This window comes from Kribbella endophytica, assembly GCF_054781295.1.
The window spans coordinates 374,681-397,244 of the sequence record NZ_BAAGUR010000005.1; the positions used below are offsets into that span (position 1 = coordinate 374,681).

At 69.5% G+C, this 22,564-nt stretch carries 20 protein-coding genes; 9 read left to right on the top strand and 11 right to left on the bottom strand.

The window, feature by feature from the left end:
• Positions 1–181: 181 nt before the first annotated feature.
• Positions 182–505, top strand: coding sequence for a YciI family protein (locus ACYVIO_RS37765; protein WP_460655795.1), 324 nt, complete (start codon positions 182–184; stop codon positions 503–505).
• Entirely contained in the window at positions 502–1,725 is a 1,224-nt protein-coding gene (locus ACYVIO_RS37770) for an RNA polymerase sigma factor (protein WP_460655796.1), read from the top strand. Before ACYVIO_RS37765 ends, ACYVIO_RS37770 begins: the two co-directional genes overlap by 4 nt.
• Before the next feature lie 51 nt (positions 1,726–1,776).
• Here ACYVIO_RS37770 and ACYVIO_RS37775 read toward each other — a convergent pair whose 3' ends face one another.
• Positions 1,777–3,777 (bottom strand): vWA domain-containing protein, encoded by a 2,001-nt coding sequence (locus ACYVIO_RS37775; RefSeq protein WP_460655797.1) that lies wholly within the window; start codon positions 3,775–3,777, stop codon positions 1,777–1,779.
• Positions 3,778–3,925: 148 nt separating this feature from the next.
• Between ACYVIO_RS37775 and ACYVIO_RS37780 the strand changes: the two genes are divergently transcribed.
• From ACYVIO_RS37780 to ACYVIO_RS37800, 5 genes are all read left to right on the top strand, one after another.
• Complete coding sequence (locus tag ACYVIO_RS37780) at positions 3,926–4,483, top strand: helix-turn-helix domain-containing protein (RefSeq protein WP_460655798.1); 558 nt, start codon at positions 3,926–3,928, stop codon at positions 4,481–4,483.
• A gap of 138 nt (positions 4,484–4,621) precedes the next feature.
• The gene (locus tag ACYVIO_RS37785; RefSeq protein ID WP_460655799.1) at positions 4,622–5,494 is read left to right on the top strand and encodes an ABC transporter substrate-binding protein; all 873 of its coding nucleotides are present in this window, start codon (positions 4,622–4,624) and stop codon (positions 5,492–5,494) included.
• The gene (locus ACYVIO_RS37790; RefSeq protein ID WP_460655800.1) at positions 5,494–6,243 is read left to right on the top strand and encodes an amino acid ABC transporter permease; all 750 of its coding nucleotides are present in this window, start codon (positions 5,494–5,496) and stop codon (positions 6,241–6,243) included. Before ACYVIO_RS37785 ends, ACYVIO_RS37790 begins: the two co-directional genes overlap by 1 nt.
• Positions 6,227–6,970: an amino acid ABC transporter ATP-binding protein gene (locus ACYVIO_RS37795; RefSeq protein ID WP_460655801.1), complete on the top strand. Its 744-nt coding sequence runs from the start codon at positions 6,227–6,229 to the stop codon at positions 6,968–6,970. Before ACYVIO_RS37790 ends, ACYVIO_RS37795 begins: the two co-directional genes overlap by 17 nt.
• Before the next feature lie 109 nt (positions 6,971–7,079).
• Positions 7,080–7,904: a polysaccharide deacetylase family protein gene (locus ACYVIO_RS37800; protein ID WP_460655802.1), complete on the top strand. Its 825-nt coding sequence runs from the start codon at positions 7,080–7,082 to the stop codon at positions 7,902–7,904.
• A 21-nt stretch (positions 7,905–7,925) separates the two neighbouring features.
• Here the strand turns inward: ACYVIO_RS37800 and ACYVIO_RS37805 are convergent, their stop codons facing one another.
• Positions 7,926–8,678 (bottom strand): HAD-IIA family hydrolase, encoded by a 753-nt coding sequence (locus ACYVIO_RS37805; protein ID WP_460655839.1) that lies wholly within the window; start codon positions 8,676–8,678, stop codon positions 7,926–7,928.
• A gap of 271 nt (positions 8,679–8,949) precedes the next feature.
• On the opposite strand from ACYVIO_RS37805, the gene ACYVIO_RS37810 reads away from it, so the two are divergent.
• The gene (locus ACYVIO_RS37810; protein WP_460655803.1) at positions 8,950–9,942 is read left to right on the top strand and encodes an acyltransferase domain-containing protein; all 993 of its coding nucleotides are present in this window, start codon (positions 8,950–8,952) and stop codon (positions 9,940–9,942) included.
• Here ACYVIO_RS37810 and rpe read toward each other — a convergent pair whose 3' ends face one another.
• The 5 genes from rpe to ACYVIO_RS37835 form a co-directional block, all read right to left on the bottom strand.
• The gene (rpe, locus tag ACYVIO_RS37815) at positions 9,943–10,602 is read right to left on the bottom strand and encodes a ribulose-phosphate 3-epimerase (RefSeq protein WP_460655804.1); all 660 of its coding nucleotides are present in this window, start codon (positions 10,600–10,602) and stop codon (positions 9,943–9,945) included.
• Positions 10,603–10,615: 13 nt separating this feature from the next.
• Positions 10,616–11,458, bottom strand: coding sequence for a precorrin-6A/cobalt-precorrin-6A reductase (locus ACYVIO_RS37820; RefSeq protein WP_460655805.1), 843 nt, complete (start codon positions 11,456–11,458; stop codon positions 10,616–10,618).
• 7 nt (positions 11,459–11,465) lie between these two features.
• Positions 11,466–12,380, bottom strand: coding sequence for a WxL protein peptidoglycan domain-containing protein (locus ACYVIO_RS37825; protein WP_460655806.1), 915 nt, complete (start codon positions 12,378–12,380; stop codon positions 11,466–11,468).
• 85 nt (positions 12,381–12,465) lie between these two features.
• Positions 12,466–14,010 carry a purple acid phosphatase family protein gene (locus ACYVIO_RS37830; RefSeq protein WP_460655807.1) on the bottom strand — a complete coding sequence of 515 codons (1,545 nt, stop codon included), beginning with the start codon at positions 14,008–14,010 and terminating at the stop codon, positions 12,466–12,468.
• A gap of 126 nt (positions 14,011–14,136) precedes the next feature.
• On the bottom strand, positions 14,137–15,369 hold the full coding sequence (locus ACYVIO_RS37835; RefSeq protein WP_460655808.1) for a HupE/UreJ family protein: 1,233 nt from the start codon (positions 15,367–15,369) through the stop codon (positions 14,137–14,139).
• Positions 15,370–15,510: 141 nt separating this feature from the next.
• Here ACYVIO_RS37835 and ACYVIO_RS37840 point away from each other — a divergent pair, with 141 nt between their 5' ends.
• Entirely contained in the window at positions 15,511–16,176 is a 666-nt protein-coding gene (locus ACYVIO_RS37840; RefSeq protein WP_460655809.1) for a type 1 periplasmic-binding domain-containing protein, read from the top strand.
• On the opposite strand, the gene cobM is transcribed toward ACYVIO_RS37840, so the two are convergent.
• From cobM to ACYVIO_RS37860, 4 genes are all read right to left on the bottom strand, one after another.
• The gene (gene cobM / locus ACYVIO_RS37845) at positions 16,173–16,913 is read right to left on the bottom strand and encodes a precorrin-4 C(11)-methyltransferase (RefSeq protein WP_460655810.1); all 741 of its coding nucleotides are present in this window, start codon (positions 16,911–16,913) and stop codon (positions 16,173–16,175) included. The two genes, ACYVIO_RS37840 and cobM, sit on opposite strands and share 4 nt — an antisense overlap.
• The gene (cbiE, locus tag ACYVIO_RS37850; RefSeq protein ID WP_460655811.1) at positions 16,910–18,103 is read right to left on the bottom strand and encodes a precorrin-6y C5,15-methyltransferase (decarboxylating) subunit CbiE; all 1,194 of its coding nucleotides are present in this window, start codon (positions 18,101–18,103) and stop codon (positions 16,910–16,912) included. Before cbiE ends, cobM begins: the two co-directional genes overlap by 4 nt.
• On the bottom strand, positions 18,096–18,497 hold the full coding sequence (locus tag ACYVIO_RS37855; protein WP_460655812.1) for a pyridoxamine 5'-phosphate oxidase family protein: 402 nt from the start codon (positions 18,495–18,497) through the stop codon (positions 18,096–18,098). Before ACYVIO_RS37855 ends, cbiE begins: the two co-directional genes overlap by 8 nt.
• A gap of 75 nt (positions 18,498–18,572) precedes the next feature.
• Positions 18,573–22,409, bottom strand: a complete 3,837-nt coding sequence (locus ACYVIO_RS37860) for a hypothetical protein (protein ID WP_460655813.1) — start codon at positions 22,407–22,409, stop codon at positions 18,573–18,575.
• Positions 22,410–22,564 lie beyond the last annotated feature (155 nt).

A 22,564-nucleotide genomic window follows, 5' to 3' on the forward strand; every position in this document is an offset into this window, starting at 1 on the left:
CACCGGTCGCCTCGTCGCCCTCGAGCTCCAGCTCCGGGACGACGGACGTCGCCGACCACGCGGTGTTCGCCCTGTTCGGCGTGCGAGAAAGTTGTCGGGAGCTGTCGGATCGGGGCGGCGGGGTTCGTTGGAGGGGTGAGCGGGTGCCCGCGAGGGGTGGCCGGACGGTAGGAGGATCGCGATGCAGTACCTGGTTTCGGTGATCGACGAGAGGACCGGCTCGGCCACGGACGACGAGATGGCGGCGATCGACGGGTTCAACGAGCGGATCCAGGCGGGCGGGAACTGGGTGTTCGCGGGCGGGCTCGCGGCGCCGAGCTCGGCGACGGTGATCGACAACCGGGAGGGCGCGGCGGTGTTCACCGACGGGCCGTTCGTGGAGTCGAAGGAGTACCTCGCCGGGTTCTGGGTGCTGGAAGCGCCCGATCTCGACGTCGCGCTCGAGCTCGCGGCCGCGGGGTCGCGGGCGTGCAACCGGAGAGTCGAGGTGCGCCCGTTCCTGTGAGTGACGTTTCCGCCGCGATCACCCTGGCTCACCACGAGGAGTGGGCCCGGGTCGTCGCCGCACTGACCAGACGTTTCGGCGATCTCGACATCGCCGAGGAGGCGGCCGCCGAGGCGTTCGCGATCGCCGTCGAGAAGTGGCCGGCCGACGGCGTACCGCCGAACCCGGGCGCCTGGCTCACCACCACCGCGAACCGCAGGGCGATCGACCGGCTGCGCCGCGAGAACAAGCGGTCCGACAAACAGAAGGAGGCTCAGATGTCGTACGACGTACCGCCTGAGCCTCTCGGCGTGATCGACGACCCGCGGCTGCGGTTGATCTTCACCTGCTGTCACCCGGCGCTCGCGATGGAGGCCCGGATCGCGCTGACGCTGCGGATGGTGGGCGGGCTGACCGTGCCCGAGATCGCGCGCGCGTTCTTCGCGCAGGAGTCGGCCGTCGGGCAGCGGATCACCCGCGCGAAGGGCAAGATCAAGGCGGCGCGCATCCCGTACCGGGTGCCGTCCGCCGATGACCTGCCCGGCCGCGTCTCCGGGGTTCTTGCGGTCCTGTTCCTGGTCTTCAACGAGGGCTACCTCGCGACCGCCGCGGACACCGATCCCGTCCGGCACGAACTGACCGCCGAGGCGATCCGGCTCACGCGACTGATCCGCCAACTGATGCCGGACGACGGGGAGGTCGCGGGGCTGCTCGCGTTGATGCTGCTCACCGAGGCACGCCGTACGGCGCGAGTCTCCGTGAACGGCGAATTGGTCACGCTCGACGAGCAGGACCGCGGTTCGTGGGACACCGAATTGATTGCCGAGGGCCACCAATTGGTCCGCGAACGCCTGGCGAGCGGGGTTGCGCCGGGTCGCTACCAGATCCTTGCCGCGATCAACGCTGTCCACACCTCGGCGCGCGACGTCCGCGACACCGACTGGTCGCAGATCGTTGCCCTGTACGACCAACTGGTCCGCGTCGACCCGTCGCCAATCGTCGCCATGAACCGGGCCATCGCAGTCGCCGAACTGGACGGCCCGGACGTTGCGCTCGGCATCGTCGACCGCCTGGAGGACCAGCTCGCGACGTACCACGCGTTCCACGCCACCCGCGCCGACCTGCTCCGCCGCCTAGGCCGCAGCCAGCAATCCCGCGAGGCGTACGACCAGGCGATCGACCTGGCCGGCAACACCGCCGAAACCGCCTACCTCACCCGCCGCCGCGACCAACTCGGCTGACACCACACGAGCCTCGGACGGTCTGGACCGTCCGAGGCTCGTGTGGGTTGGTCAGCGCGGGGGCTGGTTGGGGTTGTATTGGTTGGGCGGGTACTGCTGGCCCGGGTACTGCTGCTGGGGAGCCGGCTGCTGGGTCGGCTTGCGCAGTCGGAGGACCGCCCAGCCGCCGAGCAGGATGAGCAGCAGGGCGCCGCCGCCGAGCCCACCGATCAGTCCGTACGGCGTACCGTCGTCGTCCTTCGGGGTGTCGGTCGGGAGGGGACCGCCGGCTTCGGTTTTCTCGCCGGATGGCTCGGACGGGGTCTCGCTGGGGGTGGCGCTGGGGGTGACCGAGTCACCGGAGACGGGAGTGGCGCCGTTCGTGTACTCGGGCTTGCCGGTGCCGGCTGTGCCGGGGGTGCCGACGGTCAACGTCATCGGGACGGCGAACGATTTGTCGTTGTCCTTGCGGGTCAGGGAGACAGCGACGTAGTACTCGCCGGCCGTCGAGGTGCCGGTGTCCTGGTTGTTGGCACCGTTGCGGTTGAGGTAGCGGAGCTCCAGGGTGGTGACAGCCTGGGTGACCCCGCGCTTGGTCAGCACGCCGCGTTTGCCGGAACCGCCGGGCGTGTTCTTCGCGAAGACGGCGTAGACGTCCTCACCGGTTGGTGAGATCAGCATCGTGTCGACGTAGCGGATCCCGTCGACTGCCTCGGCCAGGGCGCCGGCCATCTGGGGGACGGTGACCTGGGCCTGGAGCCGCTGGCCCCAGTCGACCTTGACCTTGTACAGCTGAAGCTCTCCCGGCATCAGGGTGGTCTTGTAGCTGCCCGGCTCCAGCAGCGGAGCGTCGGGGAAGCTCGAACCGGGGACGATCTCGCGCGGGGTGGTGCCGGGCATCGAGACCCAGGTCGGGTCATCGGCCGCAGCCGGCAGGCCGGCGGTGGAGCCGGTCGGCGGCTCCTCGTCGACCCGGAGCTCGTACGGGATGCCCTTGATCTCGCGGAAGTCCTTGCCCGGGTTGACCGTCAGAACCAGTTGTTCGGCGGTGGCGCACGGAGCCTGGAAGTTGTACTTCGGCCAACTGGACGCCGTCCCGGTGGCCAAGCCCTGGTCGCTCCCGAAGGCCCGCGGGTAGCTCCAGCCGCAGTCGTCGCCGTCGATGGTCTTGAGCTTGGCCTCCGTCTGGATCACCAGGCTTCCGCCCGCCGGACGCCGGAAGCTCACACCGGCCCGCAGGGTCGAGCCGGTCATCGTCCGCTTGATCAGGTAGTGCTTCGCGGTGGCGTCGGCGCCGAAGGTGTCGGAGAAGAGCCCCGGGGCGAGCACCGGCGCGCCCTCCTGCTGCGGCGCGCCGTGGACCGGCGTACCGGAGATGCGGAACGGGCGGAAAGCCCGCGTGGACAGCCGGTCGAGCCCGGCCTCGAGGTCCTCGGTCGAGTCGGCGTCGTAGTAGTCGCCGCGACCCTCCCGGGCGACGCACTGCAGGTCGCTGCGCGCCTTGCCGGTGACCCGGAAACCGACCACGTCGACCTTCAGGTCGATGCCCTGCTTCGCGATCGAGCGCGCCACCGCGCACGGCTCCGGCGCACACGTCGCCTCACCGTCGGAGACCAGGACGATCGTTCGCTTGCCCTCGGTCCCGAGATCCTTGGCGGCCTCCTGCAGCGAGTACCCGATCGGGGTCTCGCCGTACGGCGTGTACTTGGCGATCGCGGTCCGCAGGGCCGGGCGGTTGCCGGTCGCGATCGGCACGGTCAGCTGGGTGTCCGTGCAGGCGCCCGGCTGGCTGCGCTTGAACACCGTCGCGCCGTACACCCGCAGACCGACCGGCGCGGACTCGGGCAGCCTGCCGACCACGCGGGTCAGCGCCGTCCGGGCGGCGGCGATCTTGGTCTGCCCGTCCCCGGCCGGCTCCTTCATCGAGCCGGACGAGTCCAGCACCAGCACCAGCTTGCCGCCGTCCCCGTCGGTGGGAGCCGCCTGGGCAGTGCTGATCGAGTGGCCGGCCAGCAGCACCGCACCGACCAGCAACAAAGCCGAGGGGCGGCGGAGCGCTCGCGTTCGCAACATCGGGTTCCTCCAGGTGAGATTCGCTATCGCAAGCTTTGCAGTTTGCTATCGCGAATGTCAACTCAGGCTCAGAAGTGGATTTTCGGGTTCGCAGCTGCGAAGATTGCCGCAAAGACGCGCGCGCGAACACAGGGAGCACATCACGCCAATGGATCACACGGCGCAGAATCTGCAGCTGCAGACCGAGTTGTACGGCGAACCGCTGGGCGACCTGATCCGCCGGGTCGCCGGCACCCTCGGCCTCACCCAGGCCCGGGTCGCCGACGTGATCGGCCTGTCCGCGCCGATGCTGTCGCAACTGATGAGCGCCCAGCGGGTGAAGATCGGCAACCCGAACGTCGTCTCCCGGCTGCAGGCCCTCGACGAGTTCGCCCGACGCGACGGCGCCGCCGACTACCCGCGGGACGTGATCGACATCGCACTGCTCGAGATCGGCGGCAGCTCCGGCGCGTTCACCAAGGCGTCGCCCAGGGCAACGGAGTGGGCACCACCCACCACCGGCCAGTGGGCCGCGCTGCCGTCGGCCAACCGGGCTTTCGTCCGCCAGGTCCAGGAGCTGTTCCGCGATGTCGCTTCTGCAGAAGAGATCCAGCGCGCCGCGGAGCTGATCGGCGCCGAGTCGCCGCGACTTGCCGAACTGCTGACCGTCTACGGTACGGGACGGACCGATGACGCTGTGGCACACTTCGAGCGTCGTTCCGGCTGATATACCACGCCCGGAGTAGACATTCCGGAGCCGTCTCATCCGGTGTCACGACGGAATGCCGCCCGTACGGGCGGCGTTAGCGTCGTGCGGTGGGTCATCCCCACCGTTCCAGATCACTTGTCACCAAAGGAGACACCTGTGCGCGCCATCAGCGCCTTCCGCCGCTTCGCCGCCCTCGGTACGGCCGTCACCCTGGCCGTCGCGCTGGCCGCCTGTGGCAGCGACGACAAGACCGATGCCTCGGGCCCCGATCTGGGCCTGCTGCAGCCGGGCACGTTGCGGATCGGCACGCTCACCGACGCGCCGCCGAACGTGTACGTCAAGGACGGCAAGTTCACCGGCTTCGACAACGACCTGATCACCGCGGTCGCGGCGAAGCTGAACCTCAAGCCCGAGTTCGTCGGTACCGACTTCTCCGCCCTGCTCTCGCAGGTCAACGGCGGCCAGTTCGACCTCGGCAGCTCGTCCATCACGATCACCGAGGCGCGCAAGAAGACCGTTGCGTTCAGCAACGGCTACGACTTCGGCTACCTGGGGCTGAACACCACCAAGACCTCCGGCATCGCCAAGTTCGACCAGCTCACCGGCAAGCGCGTGGTCGTCGTCCAGGGCACCGTCCAGGACGACTACGCCAGCGAGAAGCAGCTCAACCCGGTCCGGGTCCCGAACTACAACGCCGCGGTCGGCCAGCTCAAGGCCGGTACGGCGGACGCCTGGATCTCGCCCGCCGAGATCGGCGAGAAGATGGCCAAGGAGCAGGGCGGCGGCGTCGTGATCCTGGCCGCCAAGGAGCTCAGCTCGGCGCCCACGGCGTACGCGGTGGCCAAGAGCAACGACAAGCTGCGCGAGGCCGTCAACAAGGCGCTCGACGAGGTGATCGCCGACGGCACCTGGACCAAGCTGGTCGAGCAGTACTACCCCGGCCGCGCCGTACCGGAGACCTTCAAGCCCGGTAGCGGTTCGGTCAAGTTCACCGCTCCGAAGGCCGGCGTCACCCCCGCTGCCGGCTGATGGACGTCTGGTCCACCCTCAACGACACCTTTCTCGACTGGGAGTCGATGAAGGCAGTCCTGCCCGAGATGCTCAAGGTCGGGCTGGTCAACACGCTGATCTTCGCCGCCGCCTCGGTCGTGCTGGGCACTGTGCTCGGCATGGTCGTGGCGGTGATGGCGCTGTCGCGGCACTGGTGGTTCCGCTGGCCGGCGAAGATCTACACCGACATCTTCCGCGGGCTGCCGGCCATCCTCACCATCCTGCTGATCGGTCAGGGCCTGTCCCCGATCACCCGGCACTGGTGGGGCCCGAACCCGTACCCGCTCGGCATCCTCGCGCTGTCGCTGATCGCCGCCGCCTACATCGGCGAGATCTTCCGGTCCGGCATCCAGAGCGTGGAGAAGGGCCAGCTCGAAGCCGCCCGTGCGCTCGGCTTCGGCTACAGCACCGGGATGCGGCTGGTCGTCATCCCGCAGGGCGTACGCCGGGTGCTGCCGGCGCTGGTCAACCAGTTCATCGCGCTGATCAAGGAGTCCAGCCTGGTCTACTTCCTCGGGCTGCTCGCCAGCCAGCGGGAGCTCTTCCGGATCGGGCAGGACGCCGCCGCGACGAACGGGAACCTGTCGCCGCTGCTGCTCGCGGGGATCTTCTACCTGATCATCACGGTGCCGCTCACGCACCTGGTGAACTGGTTCGACAAGCGGCTGCGCGAAGGCCGTCCCGCCGATCTCGAGGTCGAGGAGCTCGTCCATGCCGACCATCGTTGAGTCCGCCGCCAGCCTGGAGCTGACCGGAATCGAGCTTGCCTTTGGCAACAACAAGGTGCTGCGCGGCGTCGACCTCGCCGTACCGGCCGGATCGACCGCGTGCGTGATCGGGCCGTCGGGATCGGGTAAGTCGACGTTGCTGCGGGCCACCAACCGGCTGCTCGAGCCGGCCGCCGGAGACATCAAGCTCGGTGGCGAGTCGGTGCTGAAGAGCAACCCGGACGAGCTGCGGCGGCGGATCGGGATGGTGTTCCAGCACTTCAACCTGTTCCCGCACAAGACGGTGCTGGAGAACATCACGCTCCCGCTGCGCAAGATCAAGGGATTGACCAAGGAGGGCGCGGCCGAGGCGGCGCTCGTCCAGCTGGAGCTCGTCGGGCTGAAGGAGAAGGCGTCCGCGCGACCGGGCAACCTTTCCGGTGGCCAGCAGCAACGGGTCGCGATTGCCAGGGCGCTGGCGATGAAGCCCGAGGTGATGCTGTTCGACGAGGCGACCTCGGCGCTCGACCCGGAGTTGGTGAAGGGCGTGCTCGGGTTGATGGCCGACCTGGCCGGGGCCGGGATGACGATGGTTGTGGTGACGCACGAGATGGGGTTCGCGCGGCAGGTCGCCGATCAGGTCGCGTTCATGGATCGCGGGATCGTGGTCGAGGCCGGGGCACCGGAGAAGCTGTTCAGCGCGGCCGAGTCGCCGAGGCTGCGGCAGTTCCTGTCGCAGGTGCTCTGAGAACGTCCGCTATGCGGGTAGTTGACGCGGAAGCGGCGTGGGGGCCGCCGTTTCTGCGGATCAGGCCGATCGTGGGCGGAGTGAGGCCGCCAACTGCTCTGGGGGACACATGGTCCGTCTGCCCGATCGCCGCCGACTGTCAGCCGCTCTGTCCGCCCTGTCCGCGTCCGTACCGCCGGAGCGGTCGGCTACCGGCGGAGGTGGGCGCGCCAAGCCGTCGGCCGCCGTACTGATCGCGCTCCTGGTCGCCGCTCTGGTCGTCGGGCTCGGTACGGCGGCCATCGGCAAGGCCCACGGGCCGGCGGGGCAGGCGGCGGCCGCGCCGCGGCCTGCACCGCTTCCGACTCCGGCTCCCGCTCCGGCGAAGTACGTCGTACTCACCTTCGACGACGGGCCTGATCCGCGGTACACACCGCAGGTCCTCGACATCCTCGACCGGTACGGCGTCAAGGCGACGTTCTTCGTGATCGGCGCCGAGGCGAAACGTCACCCGGAGCTCACGCGGACCCTGGCGCTGCGCGGGCACAGCGTGCAGAACCACACCTGGTCGCACGCCGACCTGAGCAAGCTGTCGTGGAGCGCGTTCCAGCGGCAGGTGAAGGACACCGACGCGCAGATCCGCGCTGACGGCGTCAAGCCACCGGGCTGCCTGCGACCGCCGTACGGCACTCGCAACGCGCTCCTCGACCGGAGAGCCGCGGCTCTCGGCAAGCGACTCGTGCTGTGGGACGTCGACTCGCGTGACTGGACCCGTCCAGGGCCGGCGGCGATCGAGCAGCGGGTTGCCGCGAAGGTCCGCGACGGGTCGGTGATCCTGTTCCACGACGGCGGCGGGGACCGCGCGCAGACGATCGCGGCGCTGCCCGGAATCCTGCAGATGCTGAAGGACAGCGGCTTCGGCTTCCGGACGGCGTGCGCTACGCCAACGCGGTGATCAGGGGGACGACGTGGTGCGCTAGGCCAGCGCGGTGATCAGCGGTACGACGTCGGCGATCGACTCGACGATGCGGGTCGGACGGTAGGGGAACCGGTCGACCTCGTGCTCGCCGGTCGAGCCGGTCAGCACGAGGATGCTGCGCAGGCCGGCCTCGAGACCGCTGATGATGTCCGTGTCCATTCTGTCGCCGATCATGACCGACGTTTCGGAGTGCGCCTCGATGCGGTTGAGGGCCGAGCGCATCATCAGCGGATTCGGCTTGCCGACGAAGTACGGCGCGACGCCGGTCGCGCGGGTGATCAACGCGGCGACCGAGCCGGTCGCGGGCAGCGGCCCCTCCGCGGACGGGCCGGTCGGGTCCGGATTGGTGGCGAGGAAGCGCGCGCCGTCGGCGATCAGGCGGATCGCCTTGGTGATCGCCTCGAACGAGTACGTCCGGGTCTCCCCCAGGACGACGTAGTCGGGGTCGCGGTCGGTCAGCACGTACCCGACCTCGTGCAGCGCGGTGGTGAGCCCGGCCTCGCCGATCACGTACGCCGTACCGCCGGCCCGCTGGTCGTCGAGGAACTGGGCGGTCGCGAGCGCACTCGTCCAGATCGCCTGCTCGGGTACGTCGATGCCGCCCGCCAGCAGGCGGGCCCGGAGATCCCGCGGGGTGTAGATCGAGTTGTTGGTCAGCACCAGGAACTTCCGCCCAGAGGACTGCAGCGTCCCGATGAACTCAGAAGCCCCCGGAATCGCCCGCTCCTCGTGCACCAGCACGCCGTCCATATCCGTCAGCCAGCTCTCCACCGGCTTGTGCTCACTCACCACAATCTCCTCGCCGTCGCCCTGGATCTGATCTTCGCAGACCCACCGCCGTTCACCCATCAACCCCACAACCGGTGCGCCCCAGATCTCGCGCCGTCGGCGCACGGCCGGTCTGCTAGCTTGCTGGAGGGAAACCCTTGGGTGAGCCCCCCGTCGAGATGAGCCTGAGCAGCAGGCTCTCGAACGAGGGAGACCCACGATGCACCGTGACAATCCGAGAACTTGGCGTGACTTGACCGCGAGCGACGTCGGTCGGCGGTTGGGGCTGTCCGGCGAGGTGGTCGAGCGTTTGGCGCCGCTCTCTCACTCCGACGGTCCAGTCGTCGAACTGTTGTCCGACGAAGCCGCGGAACGCCTGTGCGCGCGACTGGGGATCGAGCGAGTCGATCGCGACTCGCTGCTGACAGCGCGGCCTGACGAGGTTGTGCATCCCGAGCTCTGGTGGGTGCTCGATCGCTCTTGCCGGCTGTTGCTGACGCAGATGGGACAACGCCGACCGGGCAATCCGGCCTGGTCCCCGCTGCCTGACAGCAGTGGCCCGGTTGGACGCCATCTGTTCGTCTGGGCCTTCTTGGCGATCGTGCCGCACGTCCGGGACTACCACGCGACCATCGGCCTGAGCGACGACGAATCGTGGGACTCACTCAGCGCGCTCGGTGGCGAGCTGGCGATATCGCGTCGGCTGACAGGCCGGCCCGGACTCGACGCGACCTGGGGGCTGCCGTTGGTGTTCACCGGTGCCGGCTTCCGGCTCGGAAGACTGGCCTTCGAGCGGCAGCCTCGGCACACCGGCGACGGCGACTTTCTCCGCCCTGGTGAAAGCGCTTTGAACACGCATGTGCCGAGCGGGCAGGACCCGTTGACCGACGAAGCCTGCGATGCCTCGTTCGCCCGCGCCCTCGAGCTGGTCGACCAGTTCCCGGAGCAGGTGGTCGGCTTCGCCTGTCACTCCTGGCTGATGGACACCCAACTCACGCACTACCTCCCGGCGACCGCGAACATCGTCAGGTTCCAGCGCCGGTTCACGACTTTCACGGACCGCGTCAGCGCCGACTGGGCACCCATCGAGCATCTCTTCCACCGCCGCTTCGACGGCCCCGATGTACCCGGTGCCCTCCTGGACCAACTCCCGCAGCGGACTACGCTGCAGCGAGCGATCGTGACACAGCTACGCCAGGGTGGTCACTGGTACAACCAGACCGGCTGGGTGCGCACGGGAGGCTGATCAGCCCGCGTTCTGGGCGAGGGTGCGGAGGTTTTCGACCATTTGGTTCGGGTCGTCGGCGTTGTAGACGGCGGAGCCGGCGACGAAGACGTCGGCGCCGGCTTCGGCGCAGCGTTCGATGGTTTCCGCGGAGACGCCGCCGTCGATCTGGATCCAGAGGTCGAGGCCGTGCTTGTCGAGCAGGGCCCGGGTGCGGCGGATCTTGGGGAGGCAGACGTCGAGGAACTTCTGGCCGCCGAAGCCCGGCTCGACGGTCATGATGAGGATCATGTCGAGCTCGGGAAGCAGGTCCTCGTACGGCTCGATGGGGGTCGCCGGCTTGAGGGCCATCGACGCGCGGGCGCCCTTGGCGCGGATCTCGCGGGCGGTGCGGATGGGGGCGCGGCAGGCCTCGGCGTGGAACGTGACGCTGCTCGCGCCGGCCTCGACGTACCCGGGCGCCCAGCGGTCCGGGTCCTCGATCATCAGGTGGCAGTCGAGCGGCTGCGCCGCCGCCTTCGCCAGGGACTCGACGATCGGCAGGCCGAGCGTCAGGTTCGGGACGAAGTGGTTGTCCATCACGTCGACGTGCAGCCAGTCGGCGTTCGAGACCGCCGCGGCCTCGTCGGCCAGCTTGGCGAAGTCCGCGGACAGGATGCTCGGTGCGATCTGGATACCCATAAGGGTTCGGATTCTACCGACGGCCCTTCAGCCACTCGACGACCTGGTCGACGGACTCGACAGCCTGTACGCCGGGCGGCAGCGGCGGGCGTCGGATGACGATCACCGGCACGCCGAGTTGCTGGGCTGCGGTGAGCTTGGCTGAGGTCTGGTCGCCGCCGCTGTCCTTGGTGACAAGTACGTCGATCTGGTGCTCGCGGAGGAGGTTCAGCTCGTCCTTCAGCGCGAACGGGCCGCGGGCGAGCAGGAGGGTGCACCAGTCGGGGAGGACGTCGGGTGGGTCGACGCAGCGGGCGAGCGTCCACAGTCCGGTGCGGGAGAAGGCGGAGAGACCCTGTCGGCCGATGGTGAGGAAGACGCGCGTTCCGACTTGTGGGAGAAGCTGAGCAGCCTCAGCAGCCGAGTCGACCCAATGCCACGCGCCGGAAGGGCGCACCAGGCCGGGGCCGCCAGCCGGGCCGGGGTCGCCGGCCGGGCCGGGGTCGCCGGCCGGGTCGGGGCCGCCGGCCGGGTCGGGGTCGCCGGCCGGGTCGGGGCCGCCGGCCGGGTCGGACCAGCCGGGGCGGTGGAGCACCAGGAACGGGGTGCCCGTCTGGTGCGCTGCCTCGGCGGCGTGCTCGGTCATGGTTGCCGCAAACGGGTGGGTTGCGTCGATCAGCACATCGACCTGCTCCTCGCGCAGCCAGGCGATCAAGCCCTCGACTCCCCCAAAGCCTCCCTGACGAACAGCACCGACCGGCAGCAGAGCGTTCGTCGTACGGCCGGCGAGGGACGACACGACCTCGTCGCCCTGGGCGACCAGGAGGTCGGCGAGGCGGCGGGCTTCGCCGGTGCCGCCGAGGAGGAGGACCTTCACAGGCCAACTATCTCGCAGCAGCCTTTCGGCGGCGGACAATCAGCCCAGCCACAACCAGCAGAAGCAGTACGACGACAACCACCAGCGGCAGGATCCGAGCGTGCGCCCCGGCGTCCACCGGCGCGAGCAGCGAGGTCGACCCGGCGGCATCGGTGAGCAGCGGTACGACGGTGACGTCCGCACTCAATGGGACCACCGCAGCGACACCCGGCACAGCAACGGTCGCCTTCCACTGGTCCCCCGGCAGCAGCGCCGGTGAATCAGCGACGTCACTCGACGTGGTGCGCAGTTGCCCGAACGGCCCGGCCAGCGAAGCCTTCTGCCGCGCGGTCACGGTCGCGTTGCCTGTGTTGTGCACGGTGTACGTGACCGTCGCATCCCCACCGACCAGTGGCGGATGGACCTGGACGTCGCTCACCGTCAGCTGCGGCTTGAGCTCACCACCGACCCGCAACTGGATCCGAACCCCCATCCGCTGCTCAGACGAGGACGACTTGACCGACGTGACGATCCCACCGATGTGATCCCCTGGCGCAGCATCCGCCGGCACGGTCACCGTGAACGGCACCGCAGCAGCCTTGCCCGGCTGAATCGTCAGGTGGTCAACCGCCGGATGTACCCACGCACCAACGCTCGTCGACGCAGAGCCCTGACGTCGCAGATCCAGCTGCCCGGACTCCGTCGTGAACCCGTCCGCCGCGTACACAGCCAGCTCGAGCGCAGCGGTCCCCCGGTTGACGACCGACAGCCCGTCGTCCACCTTCTCCCCCGGCTCGACCGTGTAGGTGTAGTTCTGCCGGTCCGGACCGAACGCGTTGTCGGCCGGCTGCACGCTCCACGGAGCGTCAGCGGCGAAGGCCGGTACGGCGTACAGACCGGCAGAAGCCACCACGACGGCGGCCAGGAGACGGATCGATCGCATGGGATGAAGTCCTCGGTAACAGTAGGAAGGTGGAGCGGGCCCCCGCCCGCCCCACCCGATGCCTCAGATGCTCAGCCGAAGGTGCTCAGCGGAGCCAGTTGGTGTCGGCGGCAACCTTGTTGTTGCCCTTGCCACCCTTGTAGGTGCTGATCGCAACCTTGTCGACGACCGAGCCGACCGGCTGGGCCGGCGTCGCGCCGCTGTTCGGGCCGCACCACGACTCCTGGCCCAGCTCGACCGCCGCGTTCGGCGCCGCGCAGGTGCCGCTGCGCAGGTTCTCGACGACCAGCTTGTCGTCCTTGACCTGCACCCGGATGTAGGTCCGGACGTGCTCCTGGTTCTCGACCGAGTTGGCCCAGTGGTTCTTCGGGTTCAACGGGTCCGGACCGTAGTTCGGGTCCTTGGTGACGTCGGGCTTGGTCAGGTCGTAGTACTTCGAACCCGAGGCGGAGTTCGCCGTCACGTAGACGACGCCGCCCGGACCCTGGGTGACCTGGGTCGCGCCCGGCTGCTCGGCCTTGTTGGCCTTCTTGCCGTTCTTGATCTCGTAGCTGCGCGAGTAGCTGTGGTCGTGGCCCGACAGGACCAGGTCCACGCCCAGGTTGGAGAACGCGGTCGGGAAGTCCTGACGACGCACCTGGTTGTCACCGTCGTTCGCGTGCGACGCCGGCGAGTAGATCGCGTGGTGGTAGACCAGCACGGTGTGCTTCGCCTTCGAGCCGTACTTGTTGATCACGCTGGTCACGTAGCCGATGTGCGCGGCGTCCGAGGCGTTGGCGATCGCGTTGCTGTTCAGGTCGATGAACAGGACGCCCTTGTACAGGTACCAGTAGTCACCACCGGAGGTGGTCGCCGTGGCACCGGCGTAGTACGGCGTCGAGCGGTCGGTGTTCGGCGTCCAGAAGTGCTGCTCGTACGCCTTGCCGCCGACGTCGTGGTTGCCGATGGTCGCGGCCCACGGGTACTTGCGCAGGACGTCGGAGCCCAGGAAGGCGTCCCACTGCGACTCGACGTTCGCGGACTCGACCTGGTCGCCACCGGAGACCAGGAGCTCGGCCTTCGGGTTGGCGGCGGTCGCGACCTTCAGGGTGTCGGCCCAGCCGGCGCCGTCCTTGGCGGTGTCGCCGGACGACCCGATCTGCGGGTCGCCGAAGAACAGGAAGCTGAAGTCGCCCTTGAAGTCCTGCGTCTGGAAGGTGTACGTCGGCGACCAGTGACCGGCGTTGCCGATCCGGTAGGCGTACTTCTCCCGCTGCTTGAGACCGTCGATCGTCGAGTGCGCGTTGTAGCCGCCGTTGACGGTGTTGGCCGCCACGGTCGCCGGGAAGGAGGTCGCGTTCTTCGGGAACACGCCCTTCTTCACCTGGTTGGCCGGCACGACCTGGACGAGCGTGCCCGCGTTGGTCGAGGCGTACCAGCTGAGGACCCGCTGGTTCTCCTTGGCTCCGACGCCGAGCACGACGCGCGAGACGACGACGGGCTCGCCGTCGACCGGCTTCTTGGCGGCCGTCGCGGTCGCGAGACCGCCGGCGAACACTGTGGAAACCCCCACCATCGCCACCGCGGCCAGGGCCAGGCGGCGTCCAGCAGCTCCGCGGGGGCGGAGCTGCTTCCACTGGTTGAACTTCATCGATGTTCCGTCCGTTTCAGGTACGAGAAGTGATGCGGAATTGCTCTGCCAACCTCGTCGCGCCGGATGGCCGAGGGGTGAACAGTTGTTTCCCCCTGGACTGCGCGACCCAGAATTGTTGAATCTTCAGGAACCGGTGACCCGCTGGACGAACCAGACCAGCCCGGTCACGGCGACTCCGCCGGAGAGCACACCGGTCACCCAGAGTGCGGTGATGGGCGTACGGCGGCGCAGCAGCGCGAGGACCGGGAAGACCAGCGCGATGATCGTCAGCTGGACGGACTCCAGTCCGATGTTGAACACCAGCAACGACCACAGCAGCTGCCAGGACCACGCGGCGTCGATGCCCAGCGCGCTGGCGAACCCGAGGCCGTGCACGAGCCCGAAGCAGAACACCACCCCGAGCCGGATCCAGCCCGCGCGGTCCAGGCTGAGGTGGCGGTTGCGGATCGTCTCCAGCTCGCCCGCGTGCAGACCTCGTTGCCTCAGGCGCCAAAGGTGCCAGCCCGCGACCACCGCGATCGACAGCGCGATCACCGGCTCGACGAACGAGGCCGGCACGTGCACGATGCCGAGCGCGGCGAGCACGAACGTGACCGAGTGCGCCAGGGTGAACGACGTCGCCGCGAGCACGACCTCCCGCAAGCGGCGCGATCCCGCGATCAGCGCGAGCAGGAACAGGATGTGGTCGATCCCGGTCAGCAGGTGCTCGGCGCCGAGCCGGAAGAACTCCCAGAACCGCTCGCCCGTCGACTGGTGGGTCGAGAACGACCGGTGCTCCTTGTCGAGCGCGGCGCTGCCCGACTTCAGGTCGAGGTCGTAGGTCAGGATCGTCTTGGTGTCCTTGACGTAGGTCTCGCTGTCCGGGAACAGGTCGCTTCGGATCTCGTGCTCGTCGGCGGGCTCGGGACACGCGTAGTCGAGGACGAGCACCGCGTACGGCGCGCCGTCGCGCTCGGTCATCGTGTAGCCACCGTCCTGCGTCGGCGTACAGGCCTGTCCGTCGGCCGCGACGGTGAATCGCTTGCCCACGTAGGCGTTCACTGCCTTGGTGTGCGCGGCCAGGGCGGCGGCCTGGGCGACCGGGTCCTGCGCGTCGAACGCGGCGGTTCCCTCGCGGAACAGGGCGTCGTCGTTCTCGGCGTCGGCGTCCGCGGTGGAGACCACCAGCAGGTCGTACTCGAGACCGAGCTCGGCCCGGACGTGCCCGCGCTCGGGCGCGGTGACGTCGACGTACACGACGGAACTGAAGCCGTGCGCGGAGGCGAGCGGGGCTCCGAGCGCCATCGCGAGGACGGCGAGCAGGAGGACGGTGAACGCTGCGCGAGCGACGGCGCACGGACGGTTGCGGGTGAGCATGATGCCTTCTTTCCGGGTCGTCCGCACCGTGCACTCGAAGAATGAACGACCGGCGAACATCTCGCGTCCAGAGCCGAAGATCGTCGCGACCTGGGGTAGAAAGGGCGTTGTTTTGTTGCCGTTGCAGCCCCGGAGGATCCCTTGCGTTCGCGACTTGCCGCGACGGTCGTGCTCGCGCTCACCGCCGTCCTGACCGGATGTGGCGCGAACGACGACGACTGGGCCGCCCCGCGGGTCGCGCCCAGCCCGATCGGTGCTCTGGGCAACGGCTTCGTCGACCCGAAGGCGCCACCGACGCCGGAGGCGACGGTCTCACCGAAGCCCGGGTCGTGGGACGCCGTGCACCCACCGGAGGGTTACCGGGTCGTCCTGCTGACGGCCGGTGACGACGCGCAGACGAAGACGCTGACCGACGCCGTCGACGCGTGGGCCAAGGCCGAGAAGGTCAGCCTGAAGACGGTCCGCGACAACAACCCGGCCAAGCACATCGACGCGATGAACCAGGCCCTGGACCTGAAGGCCGACCTGATCGTTGTGGCCGGCAACAGCTTGATCGACCCGCTCGCGCTGTTCACGGCGAACCATCTCACCCAGCAGTTCCTGGTCGTCGGCGCCGAGGTGGCCGAGCCGACGCACAACGTGACGGCCGCCGACTGGACCGGCGCGTCGTTCCGCGGCGAGGGACTGGGGACGTCGTCGAACTACGACCCGGCGACGTTCACGCCCGAGCGCGCCGGCGCCGCGCTCCGCGCCGGAGTGGCCAGCGTGCTGCACGGGCTCACCGGCATCGTTGTCTGGATCAACTAGCGGTCGCGCGTCGTCGAGTACAGGTGACTGTCGCGAAAGTTGTCCGCGGCAAGCGTCTCGCCGACGATGACGACGGCAGTACGCCGGACGCCGGCCTGCTGGACCTGGTCGGCGATGTCGGCCAGAGTGCCGCGCAGGATCAGCTCGTCGGGCCGGCTCGCGCGTGCGACGACGGCGACCGGGCAGTCCTTGCCGTAGTTCGGGACGAGCTCCTCGACCAGCCGCTCGATCTGCTGCACGGCGAGGTGCAGCACCATCGTGGCGCGGCTCGCGCCGAGCGTGGCCAGGCTCTCCCCCGGCGGCATCGCGGTCGCGCGGCCGCCGATCCGGGTCAGAATCACCGTCTGGCCGACCTCGGGGACGGTGAGTTCGCGACCCAGGGTGGCGGCGGCAGCGGCGTACGCCGGTACGCCGGGCGTCACGTCGTACGGGATGCCGAGCGCGTCGAGCCGGCGCATCTGCTCGGCCATCGCGGAGAACACCGACGGGTCGCCGGAGTGCAGGCGTGCGACGTCGCTGCCCTGCTCGTGCGCGGCGGACAGCTCGGCGAGGATCTGGTCGAGGTCGAGGTTGGCCGTGTCGACCTTGCGGGCGCCGTCCGGGCAGTGATCGAGCAGCTCGACCGGGACCAGCGCACCGGCGTACAGGCAGACCGGTGAGTTCGCGATCAGGTCGCGGCCGCGGACCGTGATCAGGTCGGCCGCGCCCGGCCCGGCGCCGATGAAGTGGACGGTCACTTGGTCACGCTCCAGATCGTCACGGGCATCGCGGGACGCCAGCCGGTCATGCCGCCGACCGGCGACGCGCGCTGCACCGACAGGCGGACGAGGTCGCCGCCCAGCTCGGCGTACCAGCGGGCGATCAGGGTCTCGGTCTCGAGGGTGACGCCGTTCATCACCAGGCGGCCGCCGGGTTTGAGGGCTTCCCAGCAGGTCTCGATCACGCCGGGCTTGGTGCCGCCGCCGCCGATGAAGATCGCGTCCGGGGACTCCAGATCCTTGAGAGCGTCCGGCGCCGCACCGACTGTGGTCCTGACGACCACGCCGAGGCTGGCCGCGTTGCGGTCGAGGCGCTTGGCCCGGTCGGGGTCGCGCTCGATCGCGACCGCGCGGCAGCTGGGGTGGTGGCGGGTCCACTCGATCGCGATGCTGCCGGCGCCGCCACCGACGTCCCAGAGCAGCTGGCCGGGCACGGGAGCCAGCCGGGACAGGGTGACCGCTCGGACCTCGCGCTTCGTCAGCTGGCCGTCGCTCTCGTACGCGTCGTCGGGCAGCCCCGGACTGGTCGACAGCAGCTTGGCCTCGGGGTCGGGTCGGCACTCGATGCCGATGACGTTGAGGGCTTCGACCTGGTGGTCCCAGTCGCGGGCCGCGGTGGTCCTGACAGTCTCATCGGGTGAGCCGAGCTGCTCCAGCACGGTGAACGCCGAGCCGCCGTACCCGCGCTCGGTCAGCAGCTGCGCGACCTCAGCGGGAGTGTGCGATCCCCAGCTCAGTACGACGAGCCGCCGGCCCGGCTGGACGTGCGGGTGGACCAGTTCGAGCGGGTGCCCGACCAGGCTCACCACCTCGACCTGGTCCTGCGGCCAGCCGAGGCGAGCACAGGCCAGCGAGACGCTCGACGGGTGCGGGATCACGTGGACTGCTTCGGGACCGAGGAGGCGGGTGAGCGTCGTACCGATGCCGTGGAAGGTGGGGTCACCGCTCGCGAGGACGCAGATGCGTTGATGCCCGTACGTCGCCAGCAGGCCGGGCAGCGACTCCGACAGCGGTGACGGCCAGGCGACCTTTTCGGCGACCTGGGGCACAAGGGCGAGCTGCCGGGCGCTTCCCATCAGCACCTCGGCCCCTTCGACCGCCTGTCGCGCGGCCGGCGACAACCCGTCCCAGCCGTCCGCGCCGACGCCGACGACCGTCAGCTCAGACATTCCCCAGCACCTTCGTCACGGCGATCTCCAGCACGACCCGCTGAGGATTCGCCCGCGGCTGCTTGTACCGCTCGGCGTACCGCCGCTCCGCGTCAGCCACATCAGCTGGGTCGTCCTTCACGACCGCCCGCCCCTCCAACGACGACCACTTCCGCCCGTCGACCTGAGCCACAGCCACCGCCGCACCCTCAGCCCCGGCAGCCCGAACCACCCGGGCCTTGTGCGACGTCCCACTACAGATCACCCGAGCCACCCCCGCCGCGAAGTCGACCGTCACCCCGACAGGCACGGAATGCACCGACCCGTCCTTCCGCACAGTGCTCAACACACACAGGTGCCGCTCGGTCCAGAACTCGACAAACGCAGGCGACTGGTCACTCAACGGCTCCGACACCCCCTGATCGTAGACAGGCCGCCCGGCAGATGACCCGGGCGGCCCGAAGCACGGACCGCCCGGCTCACGCGTCGATCAGGCGCGCACCGTCACCGAGGCACTCAGCGCCCGCCCCGAGTCGTGCCCGGTGCGGCCGCACGCGACCGCGACCCACAGCGCCTTCTTCGCCATCGCGGTCGTCAGCAGCAGCGTCGACTTCGTCGCACCCGACACCGCCGCGCCACCCGAGTACCACTGGTAGGCGTACGTCGTACAGGCCGGCGACCAGGTCCCGACCGACACACCGACCGTGTGCTTGGCCTGCACGGTCCCGGTGATCGCCGGAGCCTTCGTCACCACCGGCGCCGCTCCCCGCGCGACGGTGACGGCCGCCGACGTCAACGTCGTACTGGCCGATCCCGCGCGGGACACCGTCACGGTCACGCTCAGCTTGTGCAGCAACATCCCCGCCGGAGGCGTGTACGAGTTGGCGGTCGCCCCGGCGATCACCACACCGTCGTTCCGCCACTGGTACTTCGCGGACGTCGCCGCCGGAGACCAGGTCCCCGGATCGGCCTTGACCACAGCCCCCACCCGCACCGGCGCCACCAGGAACGGCGCCTTCACGACGACCAGCGGCTTCGGTGTCACGGTGAACGCCTTCGCCAACGTCACCACCGGCCCGGAGAAGGAGGTCACCACGACGTCCCGGGCGCCGGCCGGCGCCGTCCCGAGCGCGAACGCCACGGTCGCTGTCGTCCGGTCCGCCGACACTGACTTCACCGTCCCGGTGATGGCGGCCTGCCCGGCTGCCGTCAGGCGCACGACGTCCTTCAGGTGCAGCGACTGGCCCTTGAGGGTGAGGGTCGCCGTCGTACCGCTGACCGCGGAAGCCGGCGTCGCACCGGTCACACCGAAGGTGGCACTACCGCACAGCGGCGTCGTGCACGTCATCGACAGGCGGTACTTCAAGGCCGCCGTCTGCGTTTCCGGCAGGCTCACCAAGATGAGCTGATGGCCGTTCTCGTCGTACGCGGCGTTGCAGCTGTACTCCTCCCCCGGGCCTCCGCCCATGCAGTTCCACTGCCACTTCGGGCTGTAGCCGGTGAAGTCCGGCGCCGGCCCGGCCACCTGGTTGACCGCTGCGCCGGTCAGTTGGTCGTACTTCTTGACCGGAACAGCGACACAGGCCGTCGTCCTGGACGCAGTCAGCTCGCCGGTGAGCGGACCGAACCCGTAGGCGCTCGACGCGATCTTCGGGCAGTCGGCGGCCGGACCGGCCGCGCCGCCGAGCTTCGCCATCTCGAGCTTGTACGGCCCGGGGGCGCCGACGGACGCGTCGTTCCAGGCGATCACCTGGTACGACGTACTGCCGGAGGCCAGGCACCTCACGCTCGCGTAGGTCTGGCACACGGAGGCGCCGTCAGCACCGAACACTGCGGCGGCGCTGCTGCCGTGGGCGTCCCTGGTGTTGACCAGGAAGCGGTCCGCGGCCGCCGCAGCGACCTTGTGGCATCGCAGCACCGAGCCGTCGATCGTCGAGGACGCCGATGTCGCACCGATCGCGGTGGAGCCGACGGGCAGACAGCCCTTGGCAGCCCCGGTGACGTCCCGCCGCGCGACCTGGAAGGCGGAAGAGTCGGCCGAAGCGCCCAGCACCGCCGTGTAGGACTTGCCCTGATCGAGGTGGCAGGGAGTGAACCCGACCGCCGTACGGGCGAGGTCGCAGACCACGTTGCCGTCCGGGCCGATCACGTCCAGCCGAGCGGTGCCGGCACCGGCCGTGCGACTGAACTGCACGGCCTCGACAGCGGCGTGCGTCGTACCGAGCGCGAAGCACTCGCCGAACCGGTCCTCCCTGGTCGAGACGGCCGTGCCGCCGACCGTCGTGAAGTCCCCTTGCGGGAACGGCTTGCAGCCCGCCGCGCTGTCGATCCGCGGCATCGCCAGCCTGTACGCCGACGGCTGCGCGTAGTCCCGGTTGCGGATCAGCGCCCGGAAGGGCGCGGTTCCGACCAGCTTGCAGGGATTGTCGTCGAGGCTCCGCAGGCACATCTCCGCGCCGGTGGCGTCCAGGACCAGCCCGGAGGTCGCGACCGCGTTGGCCGGCTCGACCGGAACAACCGTCGCACCGGCGGGCGCGGACAGCTGCAGGCAGTCGACCTGGGAACCGTCCGTGATCGTTCCGCTCTTGGACACGAAGCCGTCCGCGGACTGCGTGGTGCAGCCACGGGTCTCGGTGGCCGGGAACGCCGCGATCCGTGCGTCGGCGGGGAGAACGACGATGTAGCGCCCGGCCTGCAGTGCGCACCGCTCGAGGTTGTCGCAGGCCGCCTGGCCGTCGGCGCCGTACGCGGGCTTTCCGCTGGTCGAGCCCTGGCCCTGGGTGTCGCCGGACCGGATCAGGTAGGTGGCCGGACTGTCGACAACCAGTTCCCGGCAGCGGCTGCCGTCAGGAGCCGGTGCCGGAACTGCCCCGAAAGTGGTCAGAACCAGCGGTGTGCAACCGACCGCATCGGTCAGGCTGCCGATCTCGATCTGGTACTCGTCGGGCCCTCCTGACGACGACAGGATCCGGAAAGGACCCGTGCCCGCGAGGGTGCACTGCCCTCGCTCGTCCAGTGCGCAGGCCTTGCTTCCGTCCCCCGCGACGACATCCAGGTGCGGTTCGCTGCCCCAGGTCACCACGGGTGAGCGGACCATCAGTCGCTGACCGGCCACGGCCTTCACCGGCTGGCAATCCAACTGCAGCGCCGAGGTGGTGGTCTTGGTCAGCAGCGGAAGATCCCAGCGGGTGTCGGTCTCGGCGGCACAACCCCGCGTCCCGGCCAGCGCGGTGACGGCCAACGTGTAGTCGATCGGCTCGTAGGGGTAGTCGTGGTTGCTGATCATCGCCGTGTACTTGCCGGACGCCGGTACGTCACACAGCTTGACGTCGTCCCGGCAGATGGTCCGACCAGCGGGGTCGTAGATCTGGAGCCCGGCGTTGTTCGCGGGCGCCAGCCGGATCGAGTGCAGTCCCGCCTCGAGGGTGATCGATCGGCAGGTCGCGTCGTACGCCGCGAGAGAGCCGGTCGCCAACGCGCCGTCCGTCGGTCCGAACGGCGCCACCGCGAGCGCAGGACAACCCGTCTCACCGGTCAGTCGAGCGAGCCGCAGCGTGTACGTCGGTCCGCCGTGGTGCCCGTCGGCGACGAAGGCCCGGTACGGCGCGGGGCCGCTCATCGTGCAGTCGAACGCGTCGGCGTACCTCGGCGCGCAGATCTCGCCACCGGCCGCGTCGTAGACGGTCGTGATCCCGGTCCCGGCGCCCAGCTGGACGACGTCGTCGGGCGCGCCACCGAACTGGTAGCAGTCCGCGACCACGCCGGACTCCAGCTCGCCGGGAAGGCCGGGCGAGGTCGCCGAGAGGTCGGCGGCGGTGAGCTGGGTGCAGGCCGACGTACGAATGGATGCCACTGACAACAAGTACGAACCGGTGCCGTAGTTGTTGTCGACGACGATCGTGTAGTCGCCCGCCACCGGGACCGGGCACTCTCCCGGGTTTCCGGAGCCGGCGGAGCACTGTGAACCGTCCGGCCCGACCAGTCTTGCGCCGACCGACGCCTCGCCCGAGTACCCGAGCCGGATCAGGAGCTTGTCACCGGGACCGACCGCGGGCAGCGTGAACGTGTCCTGTTCGTGCGCACCGATCGCCGAGCAGGAGAAGACGGTGTACCAGGTGATGGCAGCTCCGCAGGCTTCTGTCTGGGTCGCGGACCGGCGGGGAGTCGCCTGCTTCGGCGGGGTGGGCTTGGCGGCCTGCACCTTCGCCGGCGGCGTGGGATCGGCGGCCGGCACCTGCGCGGCGGCTGCTGCCGTGGTCTGGAGCAGCGGCAGCAACAGCGCGGTCACCACGCCGAACAGAACGACGGCGCGGCCTCGTCTGGGCATGCGGAAGCGCACGCCGTACTTGGCTTTCAAAAGAAGGGTCCTCCCCAGTGGCTCACCCCGAGCGGGCGGAGCCTAACAGGGGGTGCCGACAGGTGGGGAGGGAGATTGCAGGTTGTTGCAGGGGCCCGCCGGGAGTGTTGGCAGGGCGGGCCCCT

Excerpts from the sequence above, each read along its gene's own strand:
- ACYVIO_RS37835 (WP_460655808.1), bottom strand. The coding sequence starts at position 15,369 with ATGCTCACCCGCAACCGTCCGTGCGCCGTCGCTCGCGCAGCGTTCACC.
- ACYVIO_RS37805 (WP_460655839.1), bottom strand. The coding sequence starts at position 8,678 with ATGGACGGCGTGCTGGTGCACGAGGAGCGGGCGATTCCGGGGGCTTCT.
- ACYVIO_RS37800 (WP_460655802.1), top strand. The coding sequence starts at position 7,080 with ATGGTCCGTCTGCCCGATCGCCGCCGACTGTCAGCCGCTCTGTCCGCC.
- ACYVIO_RS37765 (WP_460655795.1), top strand. The coding sequence starts at position 182 with ATGCAGTACCTGGTTTCGGTGATCGACGAGAGGACCGGCTCGGCCACG.
- ACYVIO_RS37830 (WP_460655807.1), bottom strand. The coding sequence starts at position 14,010 with ATGAAGTTCAACCAGTGGAAGCAGCTCCGCCCCCGCGGAGCTGCTGGA.
- rpe (WP_460655804.1), bottom strand. The coding sequence starts at position 10,602 with ATGGGTATCCAGATCGCACCGAGCATCCTGTCCGCGGACTTCGCCAAG.
- ACYVIO_RS37860 (WP_460655813.1), bottom strand. The coding sequence starts at position 22,409 with ATGCCCAGACGAGGCCGCGCCGTCGTTCTGTTCGGCGTGGTGACCGCG.
- ACYVIO_RS37790 (WP_460655800.1), top strand. The coding sequence starts at position 5,494 with ATGGACGTCTGGTCCACCCTCAACGACACCTTTCTCGACTGGGAGTCG.
- ACYVIO_RS37780 (WP_460655798.1), top strand. The coding sequence starts at position 3,926 with ATGGATCACACGGCGCAGAATCTGCAGCTGCAGACCGAGTTGTACGGC.
- cbiE (WP_460655811.1), bottom strand. The coding sequence starts at position 18,103 with ATGTCTGAGCTGACGGTCGTCGGCGTCGGCGCGGACGGCTGGGACGGG.
- ACYVIO_RS37795 (WP_460655801.1), top strand. The coding sequence starts at position 6,227 with ATGCCGACCATCGTTGAGTCCGCCGCCAGCCTGGAGCTGACCGGAATC.
- ACYVIO_RS37825 (WP_460655806.1), bottom strand. The coding sequence starts at position 12,380 with ATGCGATCGATCCGTCTCCTGGCCGCCGTCGTGGTGGCTTCTGCCGGT.
- ACYVIO_RS37775 (WP_460655797.1), bottom strand. The coding sequence starts at position 3,777 with ATGTTGCGAACGCGAGCGCTCCGCCGCCCCTCGGCTTTGTTGCTGGTC.